The 14,285-nt window shown below is 40.4% G+C and carries 18 protein-coding genes; 13 read left to right on the top strand and 5 right to left on the bottom strand.

All coding sequences use genetic code 11. The features are described from left to right. Positions 1 to 81: 81 nt before the first annotated feature. The 3 genes from KA531_03165 (at position 82) to KA531_03155 (ending at position 2,234) form a co-directional block, all read left to right on the top strand. Positions 82 to 681 (top strand): hypothetical protein, encoded by a 600-nt coding sequence (locus KA531_03165; protein ID MBP6005872.1) that lies wholly within the window; start codon positions 82 to 84, stop codon positions 679 to 681. 503 nt (positions 682 to 1,184) lie between these two features. Next, complete coding sequence (locus KA531_03160; protein ID MBP6005871.1) at positions 1,185 to 1,448, top strand: hypothetical protein; 264 nt, start codon at positions 1,185 to 1,187, stop codon at positions 1,446 to 1,448. 9 nt (positions 1,449 to 1,457) lie between these two features. Next, entirely contained in the window at positions 1,458 to 2,234 is a 777-nt protein-coding gene (locus KA531_03155; GenBank protein MBP6005870.1) for a hypothetical protein, read from the top strand. A 5-nt stretch (positions 2,235 to 2,239) separates the two neighbouring features. Here the strand turns inward: KA531_03155 and KA531_03150 are convergent, their stop codons facing one another. The 3 genes from KA531_03150 to priA all read right to left on the bottom strand — a co-directional run bounded on the left by KA531_03150 (position 2,240) and on the right by priA (position 5,679). Then, positions 2,240 to 3,154, bottom strand: coding sequence for a methionyl-tRNA formyltransferase (locus KA531_03150; protein MBP6005869.1), 915 nt, complete (start codon positions 3,152 to 3,154; stop codon positions 2,240 to 2,242). Further along, a complete protein-coding gene (gene def, locus KA531_03145) occupies positions 3,147 to 3,671 on the bottom strand; it encodes a peptide deformylase (protein MBP6005868.1) in 525 nt (174 codons plus the stop codon). Before def ends, KA531_03150 begins: the two co-directional genes overlap by 8 nt. A gap of 76 nt (positions 3,672 to 3,747) precedes the next feature. Continuing rightward, a complete protein-coding gene (gene priA / locus KA531_03140) occupies positions 3,748 to 5,679 on the bottom strand; it encodes a primosomal protein N' (GenBank protein MBP6005867.1) in 1,932 nt (643 codons plus the stop codon). A 24-nt stretch (positions 5,680 to 5,703) separates the two neighbouring features. On the opposite strand from priA, the gene secD reads away from it, so the two are divergent. From secD to recJ, 4 genes are all read left to right on the top strand, one after another. Then, positions 5,704 to 7,059, top strand: coding sequence for a protein translocase subunit SecD (gene secD / locus KA531_03135; protein ID MBP6005866.1), 1,356 nt, complete (start codon positions 5,704 to 5,706; stop codon positions 7,057 to 7,059). Then, on the top strand, positions 7,056 to 7,937 hold the full coding sequence (secF, locus tag KA531_03130; protein MBP6005865.1) for a protein translocase subunit SecF: 882 nt from the start codon (positions 7,056 to 7,058) through the stop codon (positions 7,935 to 7,937). The genes secD and secF overlap by 4 nt, the downstream gene beginning before the upstream one ends. A gap of 67 nt (positions 7,938 to 8,004) precedes the next feature. Continuing rightward, positions 8,005 to 8,292, top strand: a complete 288-nt coding sequence (locus KA531_03125) for an ArsR family transcriptional regulator (protein MBP6005864.1) — start codon at positions 8,005 to 8,007, stop codon at positions 8,290 to 8,292. 21 nt (positions 8,293 to 8,313) lie between these two features. Then, on the top strand, positions 8,314 to 10,038 hold the full coding sequence (gene recJ, locus KA531_03120) for a single-stranded-DNA-specific exonuclease RecJ (GenBank protein MBP6005863.1): 1,725 nt from the start codon (positions 8,314 to 8,316) through the stop codon (positions 10,036 to 10,038). Here recJ and KA531_03115 read toward each other — a convergent pair. Together KA531_03115 and KA531_03110 are read right to left on the bottom strand one after the other, a co-directional pair. Continuing rightward, positions 9,988 to 10,407, bottom strand: coding sequence for a hypothetical protein (locus KA531_03115; GenBank protein ID MBP6005862.1), 420 nt, complete (start codon positions 10,405 to 10,407; stop codon positions 9,988 to 9,990). The genes recJ and KA531_03115 overlap by 51 nt on opposite strands. A 30-nt stretch (positions 10,408 to 10,437) precedes the next feature. After that, positions 10,438 to 11,103: a lytic transglycosylase domain-containing protein gene (locus KA531_03110; GenBank protein MBP6005861.1), complete on the bottom strand. Its 666-nt coding sequence runs from the start codon at positions 11,101 to 11,103 to the stop codon at positions 10,438 to 10,440. Between the two features lie 154 nt (positions 11,104 to 11,257). Here KA531_03110 and rpsU point away from each other — a divergent pair, with 154 nt between their 5' ends. From rpsU to KA531_03080, 6 genes are all read left to right on the top strand, one after another. Then, positions 11,258 to 11,488 carry a 30S ribosomal protein S21 gene (rpsU, locus tag KA531_03105; protein MBP6005860.1) on the top strand — a complete coding sequence of 77 codons (231 nt, stop codon included), beginning with the start codon at positions 11,258 to 11,260 and terminating at the stop codon, positions 11,486 to 11,488. Between the two features lie 10 nt (positions 11,489 to 11,498). Further along, positions 11,499 to 11,969 carry a GatB/YqeY domain-containing protein gene (locus KA531_03100; GenBank protein ID MBP6005859.1) on the top strand — a complete coding sequence of 157 codons (471 nt, stop codon included), beginning with the start codon at positions 11,499 to 11,501 and terminating at the stop codon, positions 11,967 to 11,969. 4 nt (positions 11,970 to 11,973) lie between these two features. Next, positions 11,974 to 12,498, top strand: a complete 525-nt coding sequence (gene ybeY, locus KA531_03095) for an rRNA maturation RNase YbeY (GenBank protein MBP6005858.1) — start codon at positions 11,974 to 11,976, stop codon at positions 12,496 to 12,498. Next, complete coding sequence (locus KA531_03090; GenBank protein MBP6005857.1) at positions 12,495 to 13,082, top strand: nucleoside monophosphate kinase; 588 nt, start codon at positions 12,495 to 12,497, stop codon at positions 13,080 to 13,082. Before ybeY ends, KA531_03090 begins: the two co-directional genes overlap by 4 nt. After that, entirely contained in the window at positions 13,072 to 13,851 is a 780-nt protein-coding gene (map, locus tag KA531_03085) for a type I methionyl aminopeptidase (GenBank protein ID MBP6005856.1), read from the top strand. Before KA531_03090 ends, map begins: the two co-directional genes overlap by 11 nt. A 137-nt stretch (positions 13,852 to 13,988) precedes the next feature. After that, on the top strand, positions 13,989 to 14,285 hold a 297-nt coding region (locus KA531_03080), incomplete at its 3' end, for a cell division protein FtsA (protein ID MBP6005855.1).

Here is a 14,285-nt window from a genome sequence, read left to right as displayed (position 1 = left end):
GTATAATATTAAGTAAGTGGTATAATTAAGGTGTTAAAGTGAGTATAAAATTTGTTTAAGTTTTAAGAAAGGGAGCAAGACATGGGAAGAATTACTAACTACTTATTTAGGCCAATTAATCGCTATATGGTAAGGATGGTTGCCGGTGTATTAGCAGTGGCATTACTATTATGGGGTAGTTTTGTCTGGGGAGAGAATCAGCGTCGTAAACAAGAAGAAGAGCGAGTAGCAATCACTGGTGAAGTCAGTCCGGACGGTACAGATCAGGCGGTGATCAGTGACCCTACCGATAGTGTTCTTGATCAAGATAACCCCATAGACGACAGTCAAGATAATCAGAGTAGTGATAGTAGTGATGATGCCAGTCAAGATCAGCAAGACCAAGATGATCAGTCAGATGATCAAATAGCTTCTACGAGTCAAGAAGAGGATAACTCATCAGATAGCAGCGGTCAGGTAGCTGGTGAACAAGACTCTAGTACTAATGGTGAACAAGGCGATCTAAATGGGGATGGTGCTTACACAGATAATTCCAAAGATGTTCAACCAGGAGAGCGTAATGCACTTCCAAGCACTGGTCTAGCGGAATTTGTCAGTGTAGTTTTGCCCGCTATTATACTGTCAGTCTTGTTGTACAAGAATAAAGAGCAAGCCGATAGACTGTTAAGTCTTAAGAAGTAACCAGTTTTTACTGATTAGGTTTTTGATAAGACCAATAATCTAATCCAGAAAAAAAGAAGGTGGTTTAGGGGAGTGACGATTGTTTGGCTAGTATTTATCGCGCTTGCTGTAAATCAATGTTATGGGTATGAGGATGGTCAGCCAGACAAGGTAGAAAATCAAGACTCCAGCAGAGTTCCAGTAAAGAACCAGGATTTCTAGTCAAAGAATTTCCATCAACAACTTAAAAAAAGCCTTTTCAATATACATATAATCTTCGGTAACTGTAGTCCTATTTAGTTCTTTAATATCATGTTAGACATCCGATATTATTAAGCTGGTATTGTTTGACTGGATTTATCAATGCTGATATTGAAATTGGAGGGATATGGCGATATATCAAGTGTAGGTTGTTAACTGAAAGCTACTGTTGGGCGAGGATTGTGTTATCACAGAATTGCTACTATTGGATAGTAATATAATATTGACAAATTGTATATATAATGTTAGAATTAGTGGCATGAGTGAGCAAGAAGGTCAAGAGGGGGGGGGTTATTGGCGAAATGGCTGATCTGATGAATAGATTTGCTAGATCGAAGCTTGTTGCGCGGGCTGCTATTGCATATTTTGCCCTAAGTGCTTTGGCAGTATATGGGAGTAAGACTGATGTTGTTTGTGATAAGAATGAGGCCGTATCAACTTGTGTAGCTGATACGGTAGGAGATGTGCTAGGTGGAGCTTTTGACACTGGTATGACTACTATAGATAAAATTACTGGTAAGGATTAGGTTTATATTATGGGTGAGAAAAAAACATCCGGAGGAGAAGCCGGAAAAGAGAATAAGGGTTGCTTACCATTCGTTAATTGGTTGGTTGAAGGTATTACTGGTTCCCCCCTAACAAGAGGGCATAAAGAAAGAAATGTAAAAAAGAATGGTAAAGCTAATGATAACAAAAAAAGAGCAACACAAGATAGCAAAGATTCAGAAGATCCAGAAAAACACCGATTTAGACGTTTTCTAAAATTCAGAGCAGCAGCATTAGTCTTGGTTGCTATAGCAGGGATTGGTGTCAATCAGTGTTCAGGGGATGATAAGCCCCTTGCAGATAGTTCGACTTCAGCTTCCCACGCAGATACTCCTCATGACGATGGCGAAAGGAACGGTGATCATAAAAATACTCCATTTGAAGACAATCAATATTGGGCTAGCACTAAGCTTCCGTATATTGGGGATCCCAGGACAGACAAAGAGCCAACAAGAACTTGGGATGTTGGTGAGCTTCTAGTAATCCCAATTCATAATCCCGATAAACTTGGATTAGATCCGCATATGGGGCCTGAAGAAGAGCTTGTGGTTGAATTGATCGAGATAAAGACTGTGACTATTAAAGAAGGTGATAGTCCAATAGGGCTAGTGCAAAAATTTAATCCAGAGGTGTCAAATCAAGTGGTTGAAGTTATTGTAGTCATCATAGGGCTTTCTGGCGAACCATTTATTGAGGGTAATGAGGCTACAATACCCATATTTAAGGTATTAAGGTATGGCAATACCGAGGTTATTACTATACCCTAACACTACTACAAATACCCATTGATGAAGGCGGGGGCTAGAATTGGTTTCTTGCCGGCGACCTGGAGAGAAGCAATCTCTAGTGGTTTAGTATTGGTATTAAGGAACAATCTTTTGCGGTCAGGATTAATCGACCAAGTATCATCAACCAGATCTAGGTCAAGCGATTGATCACTGAGGCTTGAGCTGAGCAAGATAATTCGTTTGCCTTGCCAGTCCAGCCAACTCCCTGGCCAGCCCAGGAATGCTCGGATCTGTGCTTCGATCTCTAGATCAGATTTAGTAAGGTCGAGCTTACCATCTGATTTTTTAAGAAGTTTGCCATAGTTAGCCTGGCTATGGTCTTGAGGCTTGGCTTCAATCTTACCTGATAGATATTCTGGCAAAGTCGATCTAAGTAGCTTATTGCTAAGGCTAGCAAGTTCTCGATGGGCGGTAGGATTATCCAGAGCTAGTGGATTATCTGGGTAAGTACTTTGGGCGAGGATTGCACCAGTATCTAGTTCGGGCGCAATTAGCATCAGACTAGTACCAATTTCTTGTTCACGATTGAGTAATTGGTATTCAATGGGTGACCCTCCCCGATATTTGGGTAATAGAGAGACGTGGACATTGACTAGTCCCATAGGGAAGGAATCAATTAGGATTTTTGGTAGGATCTTGCCGTAATCAGCTACGATAGCCACTTTGATATTATTGGATTGGATGTAATCAGTAATCCATTTTTGAGTAGTAATATCTTGGTAGTCAAGCTCTGGAATCTGCTCAGATTGACAAAATGTTCGAATAGGCTGGGTGCCAGGTTGGCAAATAAAGCCAGCAACTCTAGTGTATTGAACCAAGTCCTTGAGAATAGCTAGACTAAAAGATCCTGTGCCAAAGAAGATGATATTAGGCTTGGTCAAGTCTGATCTCTTAATCATCCTGAAGTTCGCCATCAACAATTCGATATTTTTTATCAGTATCGTTGAGGTAATCAACAAATAGCTTACCATCCATGTGATCTACCTCATGACGAATTATCCTGGCACTAAATCCTCTCAAGCGTTTCTTGATCCTCTTGCCTTCAAGACTAGTACCAGTGACTACCAAAGATTTTGGACGATCTAGCTTGGCGTAGCGATCTGGTACACTAAGGCAACCCTCATGCTGATGAAGGGTTGAAGGACTTTCCTCGGAGATAATAGGGTTGATTATTACTGAAAAATCCTTATTGGATGGTTGCTCAAAGTCCTTTCTAATGATTAGGATTCTTAGTGGTACATTAATCTGGATTGCAGCTAGAGCAACAGCAGTCTCACCTTTGCGATCACTCTCCCAATCCAGTGCTGTATCAATCATGTCTTGGACAATTGCATGAATAGACTGATCGACTACATCTACTGGCTTAGATTGCATCCGAATACGTGGATTTTCTATCGTAACTATTGGCCTAATCATATGCACTTAAGTATAGCATAGTAGATCTGTCTCTCAACAATATTTTGGTGCCAAGTTGTATTTTTCTCTTTTGGGGCTAGAGAAGGGAGATTGGGTCGAGTTCAAAGCTACTATTGCTGGGAAGAGTAGGGATCAGTTTGAGCAGTTCAGAGCGAGATTTGGCCCGGATTAATAGCTGGTATTGGATTTGGCGGTTATCCTGACGCTTGAGGGTCAAGATATCACTGATCATCAGCTTTGTGTTCCTGGATGCCTGATGACGGGTATTGACTGCATGTTGCCAGGCAGTCTTGGCTTGACGAGCTTTGAAATTGATTTTGAGCAGGTAGTAATAGGGTGGATAGTGATATTTCTGACGAAGTAATAGCTCGGATTCGAGAAAACTAGGATAGTCGTGATGGATTACATCTTGTAAGATTGGGTGACTTGGATTGTAGGTTTGGATATAGACTATGCCAGACTTATGATGTCTACCAGCACGGCCTACGACTTGGGTCAGGAGATTATAAGCTCTTTCATTACTACTATATTCTGGTAATTGCCAAAGCTGGTCAGCCAATAAAACTCCTACAAGATTAAGTCTTGGTAAATCCCACCCTTTGGCTACCATTTGGGTACCAATGATAATATCCGCTTGATTAAGTTGGTTGACTAGACTATCTAGGGAGTTTTGTTTTGTATTGTCCCGATCCAATCTCAGGAGTTTGGCCTGAGGGAACCTGGTAGCTATTTCAGATTCGATTTGCTTGGTACCAAATCCGATCATGCGGTACTGACCGGAGCTACAAAATTGGCAAGGTCGATTGGGGTTGGTGCGGAATTCGCAATAGTGACAGCGAAGATTAAAACTGTCTTGGTGAAAGCTAAGACTTAGCCCACAGTTTGGGCAGACTACGGCTTGATGGCATTTTTCACAGATTTGTGAACGAGCTGTTCCTCGACTATTGATGAATAGCAAGCTTTGTTGGCCAGCTTTTAGCTGGGCGGTAATTGCTTGAGTTAGTTCTGGAGAAATGTTTTGCTTGAACTGATTGAGATCTATTAGGATGATCTCTGGCAAGGGCAGATTGGTTGCCCTTTTGGCCAAGACATGGGGTATAATTCGTTGGTTATTAACTAGGAAACTAGTGTCAACCGCTGGTGTAGCACTCCCTAAGATAAGCTTACCTTCAGTTAATCTAATCAATTGGGCGGCAATCACTTTGGTCTGGTATTTTGGGTGAGAAGTTTGTTTGTAGCTTGGATCATGCTCTTCGTCAATCATGATCAGTCCGAGCTTGGGAATCGGAGTCAAGAGAGCAGAACGAGTACCGAGGATTAGAACGGGTTCTTTACTGGATAATAGATACTGATAGTATTTTCGTTTTTGGGCTGGTGTCAGACGAGAGTGGTAGATCAAACACTTTTCAAAATAGGGGGTGATTCTGGATATTAACTGTTCGGTTAGGTTGATTTCTGGCACCAGTAGAAGGGCTGATTTTTGCTGGGATAAAGCTTGCTTAATTAGCTTGATATAAACCTCGGTTTTGCCAGACCCCGTCACACCATTGATTAGATGAAATGGTTGATGAGAATGACTAATCTTGTCAAAGACTCGTGATTGAGAGGGATTAAGATTTCTCATGGGCAAAGGTTTTGGGTTGAGGCTAAGCCATGTATCCGTCTTGGCTTGACTGGGCTTGTCTATGTCGCCAATTAAGAAACTCGACCAGAGTTGTTTGGCAGGAGTCTGATAGTAACTGGAGAACCATTCTAGCCACTCTAGATAATAAGTAGGTATCTGATAATCTAGACTTCGGATGATTTGCTTGATCGGTTTATTGAGCTCCGGGGAGGTTAGTCCTTGATAGACTACTCCTAGGCTGGATTTTTTGCCAAAAGGTACTATTATCAATTGACCCGAGCTAAGATCCGGGCTGTGAGATGAATAGGTATGTAAAAAGGGCTTAGTATAGGGATTTTGACTGACGGCTACAGAGTAAAAATAAACATCTTTTGCAAAATTCATAATATATAGGTATTATATATCAAGATGAAACTTAGGAGGAATTTATATTTGATTTTTGCACTAGTGATTGTATTAGTGATAATTGTTTTTCCTAGGGAAGATTTGATTCTATCAAAAATCCCAGGATTTGGTGATGGTCAACTCAAGGTTAGGCAGGGTCTTGATCTTCAGGGTGGGTTGTATTTGACATACAAAGCTGACCTGGAGGGTATTGTGGATGAAGATAAGAAAGCCGCCATAGATGGAGTAATCGATGTCATCAATCGTCGGATTAATCCAACTGGTACTAGTGAGGTCATTGTTCAGACTTCTGGAGCTGATCAGATCGTAGTACAGATGCCAGGCGTTCAAGATGAGTCGGAGGCAGTAAGCTTGATCGGTCAAACGGCAGAGTTGGTTTTCTATGAAGAGACTAGTAGCGTGGATCTAACAAGTCTAAGTGAAGAGGATTTGCAAGATCCAGCTAACTTAACACCTCAGAGGGTTGAGACTGGGTTGACCGGTAAGGATCTAGCAAACGCCAGGGTTGGAATCAATCCTAGCGGTGGACGAGGTGGTGGGATAGTAGTGGAGTTTACCATGAAAAATGATGCAATTGATGCATTTCGGGATTTGACTACCAGAATCAATCAGAATGGTACAAGGCTGGCAATCACTTTGGATAATAGAACTTTGTTCAATGGTCAGGTTAGTAGTCCGATTACTAATGGTAGCGGGGTGATGACTGGATTTGCTGACGCTAAAGATGCTCAAGAAACTGCATTATTGCTTCGGGCGGGATCCTTGCCTGTTCCAATTGAACTGGTAGCGCAAAGGAGTATCGGTGCCAGCCTGGGTTCGGTTTCGATTGCCAAGAGCTTGATGGCGGGGGTAATTGGATTAATTGGTCTAGCTATTTTTATGATTGGCTATTATCGACTTTCGGGATTGGTGGCAGTCGTTGCTTTATTGATTTATACATTGTTAAATATTGCAATATTCAAGATTAGTAGTCAGACAGGGTTCCCAATCGTGATGACATTGGCTGGAATTGCGGCTTTTATTTTAAGTATTGGGATGGCAGTTGATGCCAATATCTTGATTTTTGAAAGAATGAAAGAAGAGTATCAAGAGGGTGAAGACTTGAATACTAGCCTTAAGGCTGGCTTTAAGCGAGCCTGGACTAGTATTCGGGATTCTAATATTTCTTCTTTAATCACCTGTTTTATTCTTTATCAATTTGGCACAACAGTGATCAAGGGATTCGCCCTAGTACTAGCTATTGGGATTTTGACATCAATGTTTACAGCTATCACAATTTCGAGAAATCTAATGATGGCCTTAGTTAAGAGTCGTGTTGCCAAACCAAATAGATTAGGTCTATGGAAGGAAGGTAGATGAATATAATTGGCAGAAGAAAGCTTTGGTACTCAATTGCATTAGGACTGGTTATTCCCTTGACATTATTTTTATCAATTCATGGTCTGAAATTAGGGCTAGATTTTAAGGGAGGTCAAGAGTTGGAAGTTTCTGGTATAGATCAACCCAAACTTGAAGAGATTGCCAACAGTAACAGCCTGGGTAACTATTTAATTACTACTAGTGGTCAGTCAAACTTATTGATTCGTTATGATCAACAAGATAATCCTGAGGAAGTTAGGGAGAGTATCAAGAGTGAGATTGAAGCTAACGGTGGAAAGGAGGAGAGCTACAACTCAATAGGTCCCTCAATTAGTTCAGAGATTACCACGAACGCAATTAAGGCACTAGTAATAGCTTCAATAGCAATCATGCTCTACATTGCCTTTGCCTTTAGGAATTTGCCGAGTGAAGTCGACCCTTTGAGCTTTGGGATTATTGCAATTATTGCAATGCTTCATGATGCTTTAATTTTATTTGGTAGTTTCAGTGTATTGGGGTATTATTTTGGAGTTGAGATTGATAGTTTGTTTATCACTGCTGTACTAACCGTGATTGGCTTTTCGGTTCATGACACAATTGTAGTATTTGATAGAGTGAGAGAAAATATTAGTAAGTTAGAAGTAGATTATACTACCGAAGTTAATACAAGTGTTGTCGAAACAATGGCCAGATCAATGAACACTTCATTGACAGTGCTGATAACACTTGCAGCTCTTTGGATATTTGGAGGAGAATCAATTAAAAACTTTGTGTTGGCTCTATTGATCGGAATCACTGCGGGAACATATTCTTCGATCTTTATTGCTTCACCGTTATTAGTAACCTGGCAGAAATTCAAACAAAGATTTCAAAAGTAGTGTTGGGTTTTATTTTGATATTAGTATACTTGAGTTAGTTTGAACATTGTTGTAAAATGTTTATGTTATGTTGAATTATTTTATTACTTCTAAGACTAGAAGAAAATTGGTGACATTGTTTTCTAAGCATCCAGATTATGAGATGCACGTCAGGGGGATAGCTAAAACCATTCATGAAGATCCAGGCAATGTACAAAGAGAGTTAATTAAGCTTAGTGAGATAGGTTACCTGAAGGTCAAAGATCGTAAGAATACCAAAGTTTATACAGCCGATAAAAGGTTTCCTGCCTTTCGGGAATTGCAAAGTTTAGTTCTTAAGCTTGATGCTATATCACGCAATCAAAGAGTAATCTAGCCCAAGGTGTGGGTTGGGGGAATGAAGAGCAAATGGGATATCACAGGTCAATACCTGGAAGGTAAATCTTTATATGATCAAATACTTTTGCAGAGAGGCTATCAAGCATCTGATCTCAATCCTAGCTATCAAGATCTGATAAATCCGAATAAATTGTCAGGTATGTCGAGGGCTGTTGGGCGAATTTGGCAGGCGATTATTCAAAAACAAAAGATAGTGATTTACGGAGATTATGATGTAGATGGCGTGACTGCAACGGCTGTTTTGTCTGGTATCTTGAGAGAATTGGGGGCAGATGTTAGTAGTTATATCCCAGATAGGCATCAAGAAGGCTATGGCTTGAATGCTGAGGCAATAGAGAGATTGATCAAGCTTGATAATCAACTACTAATTACTGTAGATTGTGGGATCACAGCTGAGTCTGAAATTAGCCAATATGCTAATAGGATTGATTTTATTGTTACTGATCATCATGCATTACCAAGTAAGTTGCCAGATAAAGCTATTGCGGTGATTGATCCATTAATCCCAAGTGAATATCAGTTTGCATATTTGGCTGGAGTAGGGGTAGCTTACCTATTGGGTTTGGCTTTGATTTATGATCAGGAATGGAGCTTGAGAAAAGAGGCCAAGCAGCAGTCTTGGAAGCCAGGAATCGAAAGATGGTATTTGGATTTAGTGGCTATTGGGACAATCTGTGACATAGTGCCACTAATAGATCAAAATAGAATACTAGTCCAATATGGACTCAAGGTTCTTAATAAAACACGGAGATTGGGACTAAAGGCATTAATTGCTAAGGCAAGCTTTGGAGATCAGCAAGAATTGGGTAGGATTGATGAATCAATGGTGGGCTTTGGTATTGGCCCGAGGATCAATGCGGCTGGGCGTTTGGAGCATGCTGATCTTAGTCTTAAGTTGATTCAGTCAGCTAACCTTGATCAGGCAGAACAAATTGCTACTGAACTCAATAACTTAAATTACCAGCGTAAAGGACTATGTGATAGGATTTTTGATCAGGCAATAACTAGGGCATTGGAGTATCCAAATGATTCAGTAATAGTGATTGCCGACCCCGAGTGGTCGAAGTCGGTAGTTGGGATCGTGGCTAGTAGGGTCAGTGAAGAGTTGGGTAAGCCAAGTATTATTCTTGAGCAGTCCGGAGATCTTTTGGTGGGATCAGCTAGGAGTATTGGTAATTTTAATATTATTGAAGCTATCCGTGAGGTCGATATCAGGTTGAAGCAGAGAGGGATAGATAGTCTACCAAGAAAGGGGGGGCATGCTTTTGCTGCTGGACTTAGTTTGATCAGTAAGGAACTTGATAATTTTAGACAAGAGATCAACCACTATGCCCAAGAATATCAAAATGATCTGGTCTCTAGTCTCAAAATAGATCTATCAATACCTTCCGAACAGATCAGTTTAGAAAACTATCGGTCATTGAGAGAGTTAGCACCATTTGGTGCCAAAAATCCTGAACCAGTTTTTGTAACTCGATTGAGGTTGGCCCAACAACGATTAGTCGGTAACAATAAACAGCACTCCCAAACAGTCTGGACTGATCCAGTGGATAAGAGGGTCTTCAAGGCAATTGCTTTCAACGATACTCAGCCTAGCTTAAACCCTCTCTGGGACTATTGGGTGGTTTATCAAATGCAAGAAAACCGATTCAATGGTCGAACAACTATTGATTTAAGGATTTTGGATTTTAATCCGTGGGTCGAGTCTGATGGCTTGAGCTAATTCGGGATTATTTTTAATTTGATCATCGAATAATACAATGCGATCTGGTCTAATCAGTAAAACTTCAAGAATCAGTATTGGGTCTGAAGATATTTCTAGCTTGGTTTGGGTATCAATTTTTTTTGGATCATTGGCGAATTCTTCAACTAAGCCCTGGATATCTGATAGTAGCTGACCAGCAATTTGATCAGTATTGATAACGGTATCAAGGGTTGGATTGATGGTTAAGAGTTCTTGATTCCCCTCTGCTATTTGGTTGGCTATAGAGAAGAGTCTAGCTAAGTTTTTTTGACGAATGACTCTAAAATACTCTGCTTCTTGGTTGAGATTAGAGTCATATTGATAGTAGGATATTGGATTGGTAAGCATCTATGATGCTATGTTAATACAAAATAGTTACTAATACCAGCCATAGGCATTGTGGAAGGCCAGAGCGTTGCTAGGATTTCCGTAGCGAGAAGCAATATAATTGAGCCCCCAATTGAGTTGATTTGTTAGCTCCATCCCTCCCATCTTGGAGCAGGGCAAAGCTTGGAATAAACCACAGGCACCAGAATAAGGGTTGGTAGCATATTGGTTCCAGCCACTCTCGCGAGCAACTAAAGCCTGCAAGGCAAACCAGTGACCTTCACCAAACATTGCATCGGACATTTGTTTGGCTATCGTTTGAGCATCACCAGCAGGTTGGGCTTGTTGGCTGGCAATGATTGCGGCTCGATTAGCTGCTGCTTGCTCGGCTGCAATTCTAGCTGCTGCTTGCTCGGATGCAATCCTATCAGCCTCGGCCTGAGCGGCTGCTTCAGCTGCTCTTTTAGCTTCAGCCTCGGCTTTTGCCTTAGCTTGTTGCTCAAGAAGAGCTTGCTTCTTCTTGTAGGGGGCGATAACCTGAGTATAAAAGTCAATATTTTTTTGAACCAAAATTAAGTCCAAATCTTGACTTTCTGGATTTACTTTTAATTCATATTGGCTTGATACTGGATTGGTATCGATATTTTTAGTTTCGTTTTTGAGGTTTATGGGTACTGAACTTAACAATACTGCTAAAGATATAAAGATATTTAGCAAATAATTGCTCCTAGATTTAATGAACTTGCCACCTCAAAGTGACTTAACCTATTATACTCGGATTAACCAAGATGTCAATACCCATTAATAAGGTTTGAGCTGGAGACAATATGGGCTTGAAGTTTTATCGGGTAGCTAGTATAATACTGGATGTATGATAAAAGTTACAAGAAAAAACCCCAAGGAACCGGTAGAGTTTATTCTTAGAAGGTTTAATCGTAGAGTATTGCAGTCTGGATTGATGGCTAATGTCAAATCTCGAAGATTTCATGAGAAGCAACTCTCTAAAACTGCTAGACGAAAAGCTGCCGTAATCAGAGAACATGGACGTAGGCGTAAGTCAGAGTCAATTCTCGGTTTAAATAGTAGAGTCCCAATTAAATAAATAGGTGCTGATGAGTACTAGTTCGATTCAGAGTCAGAATGATGATTTAGTGGCTAAGATTAAGGCTGATTTGGCAGAGGCCATGAAGGCTAGGGATCAGCTCAAGGTATCTGTTCTCAGAATGCTTAACTCAGCAATTAAATATTATCAGATTGATGCTGGTGATTTATCCACTCAAGACCTCTTGAAGGTATTGAGAAAAGAGGCCAAGAAGCGACAAGACGCGATTGAATTGTATCTCAAGGCTGATCGATTAGATCAGGCTGGTCAAGAAAAAGAAGAGCTTAAGATCATAGAAGCTTATTTGCCGAATCAGTTCAGTCAGGTTGAATTGGAAGCTTTGGTTGATAAGGTGATAGCTGATATTGGTATATTTGATCAAAAACAAATCGGTCAAGTAATGGCTAAGGTGATGGCGGAAGTTGCTGGCAGGGCAAACGGAGCTGAAGTTAGTGCCCTAGTACGATCCAGGCTTAGTTAGATAAGTGCTAGTTGTTGACTATCAATCAGATCTCAATATTCAGCTTGATATTGCTAAACTCAAGAAAAACTTAGATACCTTGAAGTTAAATCAATTATCAAGACTGGAGACATTTAGTCGAGAAGATAGAGATACAAGATTTCAGATAGGCCTAAGGCTAGTAGATCTTGAGTCTTCCCAAGGTTATAATTTACAGTATAGTGGTAACGATTATCCGACTGATGTTTTATCTTTTGCTTATCAAGAGGAAATAGGAGATATTACCTCAACAGAGTTAACTAACTCGAATATTATTTATTTGGGTGATATTGTAGTCTGTGGGCCAATCCTGGAGTATCAAGCTCAAGAATTTGGTCTTGGCCTGGAAGCCGAATTACATCTATTGATGATACATGGAATATTGCATCTTCTGGGGTATGATCATCAAGATAGTCAGTCAAGAGACACTATGAGTAATATTCAGGATCAGTATATGCGACTTTGGGGGATGGATACTAGGGTATTTTTTAATCAACAGGAGGAAAAATGAGCAATAAACATATCATTATTTTTGGTCCACCAGGGTCAGGTAAGGATACTCAAGTTGGCTTACTACTTGAACAGTACCCAGAATTAATGGAGCTATCTACTGGTAAAATGTTGAGGGCTTTGGCCAAAGAAGATCAAAGACTTGCTAAATTACTCAGCGCTGGTAGCCTTGAGCATACTTCAGATCAAGCTAATTTGTTGGTAGAAGAAAAACTTGAGGTTACAGATAATAAGGTTATTTTGTATAACGGTTATCCAAGAACAATCGAACAATTTGAGATCCTGATCAATTTATTGCAAAAATCGGATGGTGTAGTCGAAATAGCATTGATACTCTTAGATGTTAGTGATCAAGAAGTAATTAAACGATTGACAATTCAGGATCGAGGAAGATCAGATGATCGAATTGAAATAATCAAATATAGATTGAATCTTTATCAAGAATACACGCAGGCAGTTATTAATAGGGCTCAAGTCGATACCAATTCAGATATACTAAGTATTAATGGCGAAAGACCCATCGAGGATATCAATCAAGATATTGTGCAGTATTTAGTCGGTCAAGGATATATTCATGGCGCGTAGGGGGCTAATAAAATCAAATCAAGAAATAGATTGGCTCAGGAAAGCTGGTCAGATCCATACCATAGTGCTCAAGGAATTGATAGGCTTGGCGAGTACAGGAGTGACAACCGAGAGTCTTGATCGACACGCAAGAGCGAGGATCTATGAGATGGGAGGTCAATGTCCTTTTCTTGGATATCAGGGGTTTCCTGGTGCGGTCTGTATCTCGATCAACCAGGAATTAGTACATGGCATACCAGATCAGACTAAGCTAAGAGAGGGAGATTTGCTAAAGTTGGATTTGGGTGTCTCCTATCAAGATATGATTGTGGATGGGGCACTGACAACTGTAGTAGACACTCCTGAGCAACAGATTGATCCAGATGTCAGGAGGTTATTAACTGGTACCAGGAAAGCTTTAGTAAATATCAAAAATATTCTTCGGCCGGGTATCAGTAATCATCAGATTTCAATTGAGATTGCTAGAATATTGAAGAAGTATCAATTATATCCAGCTGATAATCTGACGGGGCATGGTGTTGGATATCAGATACATGAAAATCCAGCTATTCCTAATGCTTTAGATTTGGGAATAGTGGAAGTCAAGCTACCAGTTGGGGCAGTAATCGCCATTGAGCCAATAGCGAGCCTAGGGACTAGGAGTAATTATCTCGACAGTGATGGTTGGACTTATGTTACTGCTGATCAATCGTTGGCTGCCCATTATGAAGATACTATCCTAATCACGGAAAGTGGTTGTGAATTTCTCACCAAATCTTTTGATATTTAGGTCAATCCTTGGGGATCAATTTTTTATCAAAAACAAGTTTCGAGGTCAGACCTCATCGATTTATATCTGTTGATTGTTACAATTTCGAGGTTAGACCTTGTAGGGAAGGTTGCATTATTGTGGTATAATTACGATTAATGAAGCAAAAAGAAAAGATTATTGTCGGCATTGATTTTGGTAGCAGTAAGGTATGTTGTGTGATTGGCTTAATACAGGAAATATCCTCAATGCCAAGTGTGATTGGTCTAGGAGTGAGTCCAGTATCTGGCGTACGCAAAGGGGTGATAGTTGATCCCGAGGAAACAATATCGGCATTGAGCGCAGCAATTGAAGAAGCAGAGAGAATGTCGGGAGTAACCGTTAGTCAGGCTGTGGTCGGAATCAATGGTTCGGCGATAACCAGTATCAATACTGAAGCAACAGTAGCTATAGTC

This window comes from Candidatus Saccharibacteria bacterium (genome assembly GCA_017983775.1).
Classification (GTDB): Bacteria; Patescibacteriota; Saccharimonadia; order JAGOAT01; family JAGOAT01; genus JAGOAT01.
Note: the sequence above shows the minus strand (reverse complement) of the source record. Positions and strands in the feature narration are given on the sequence as shown.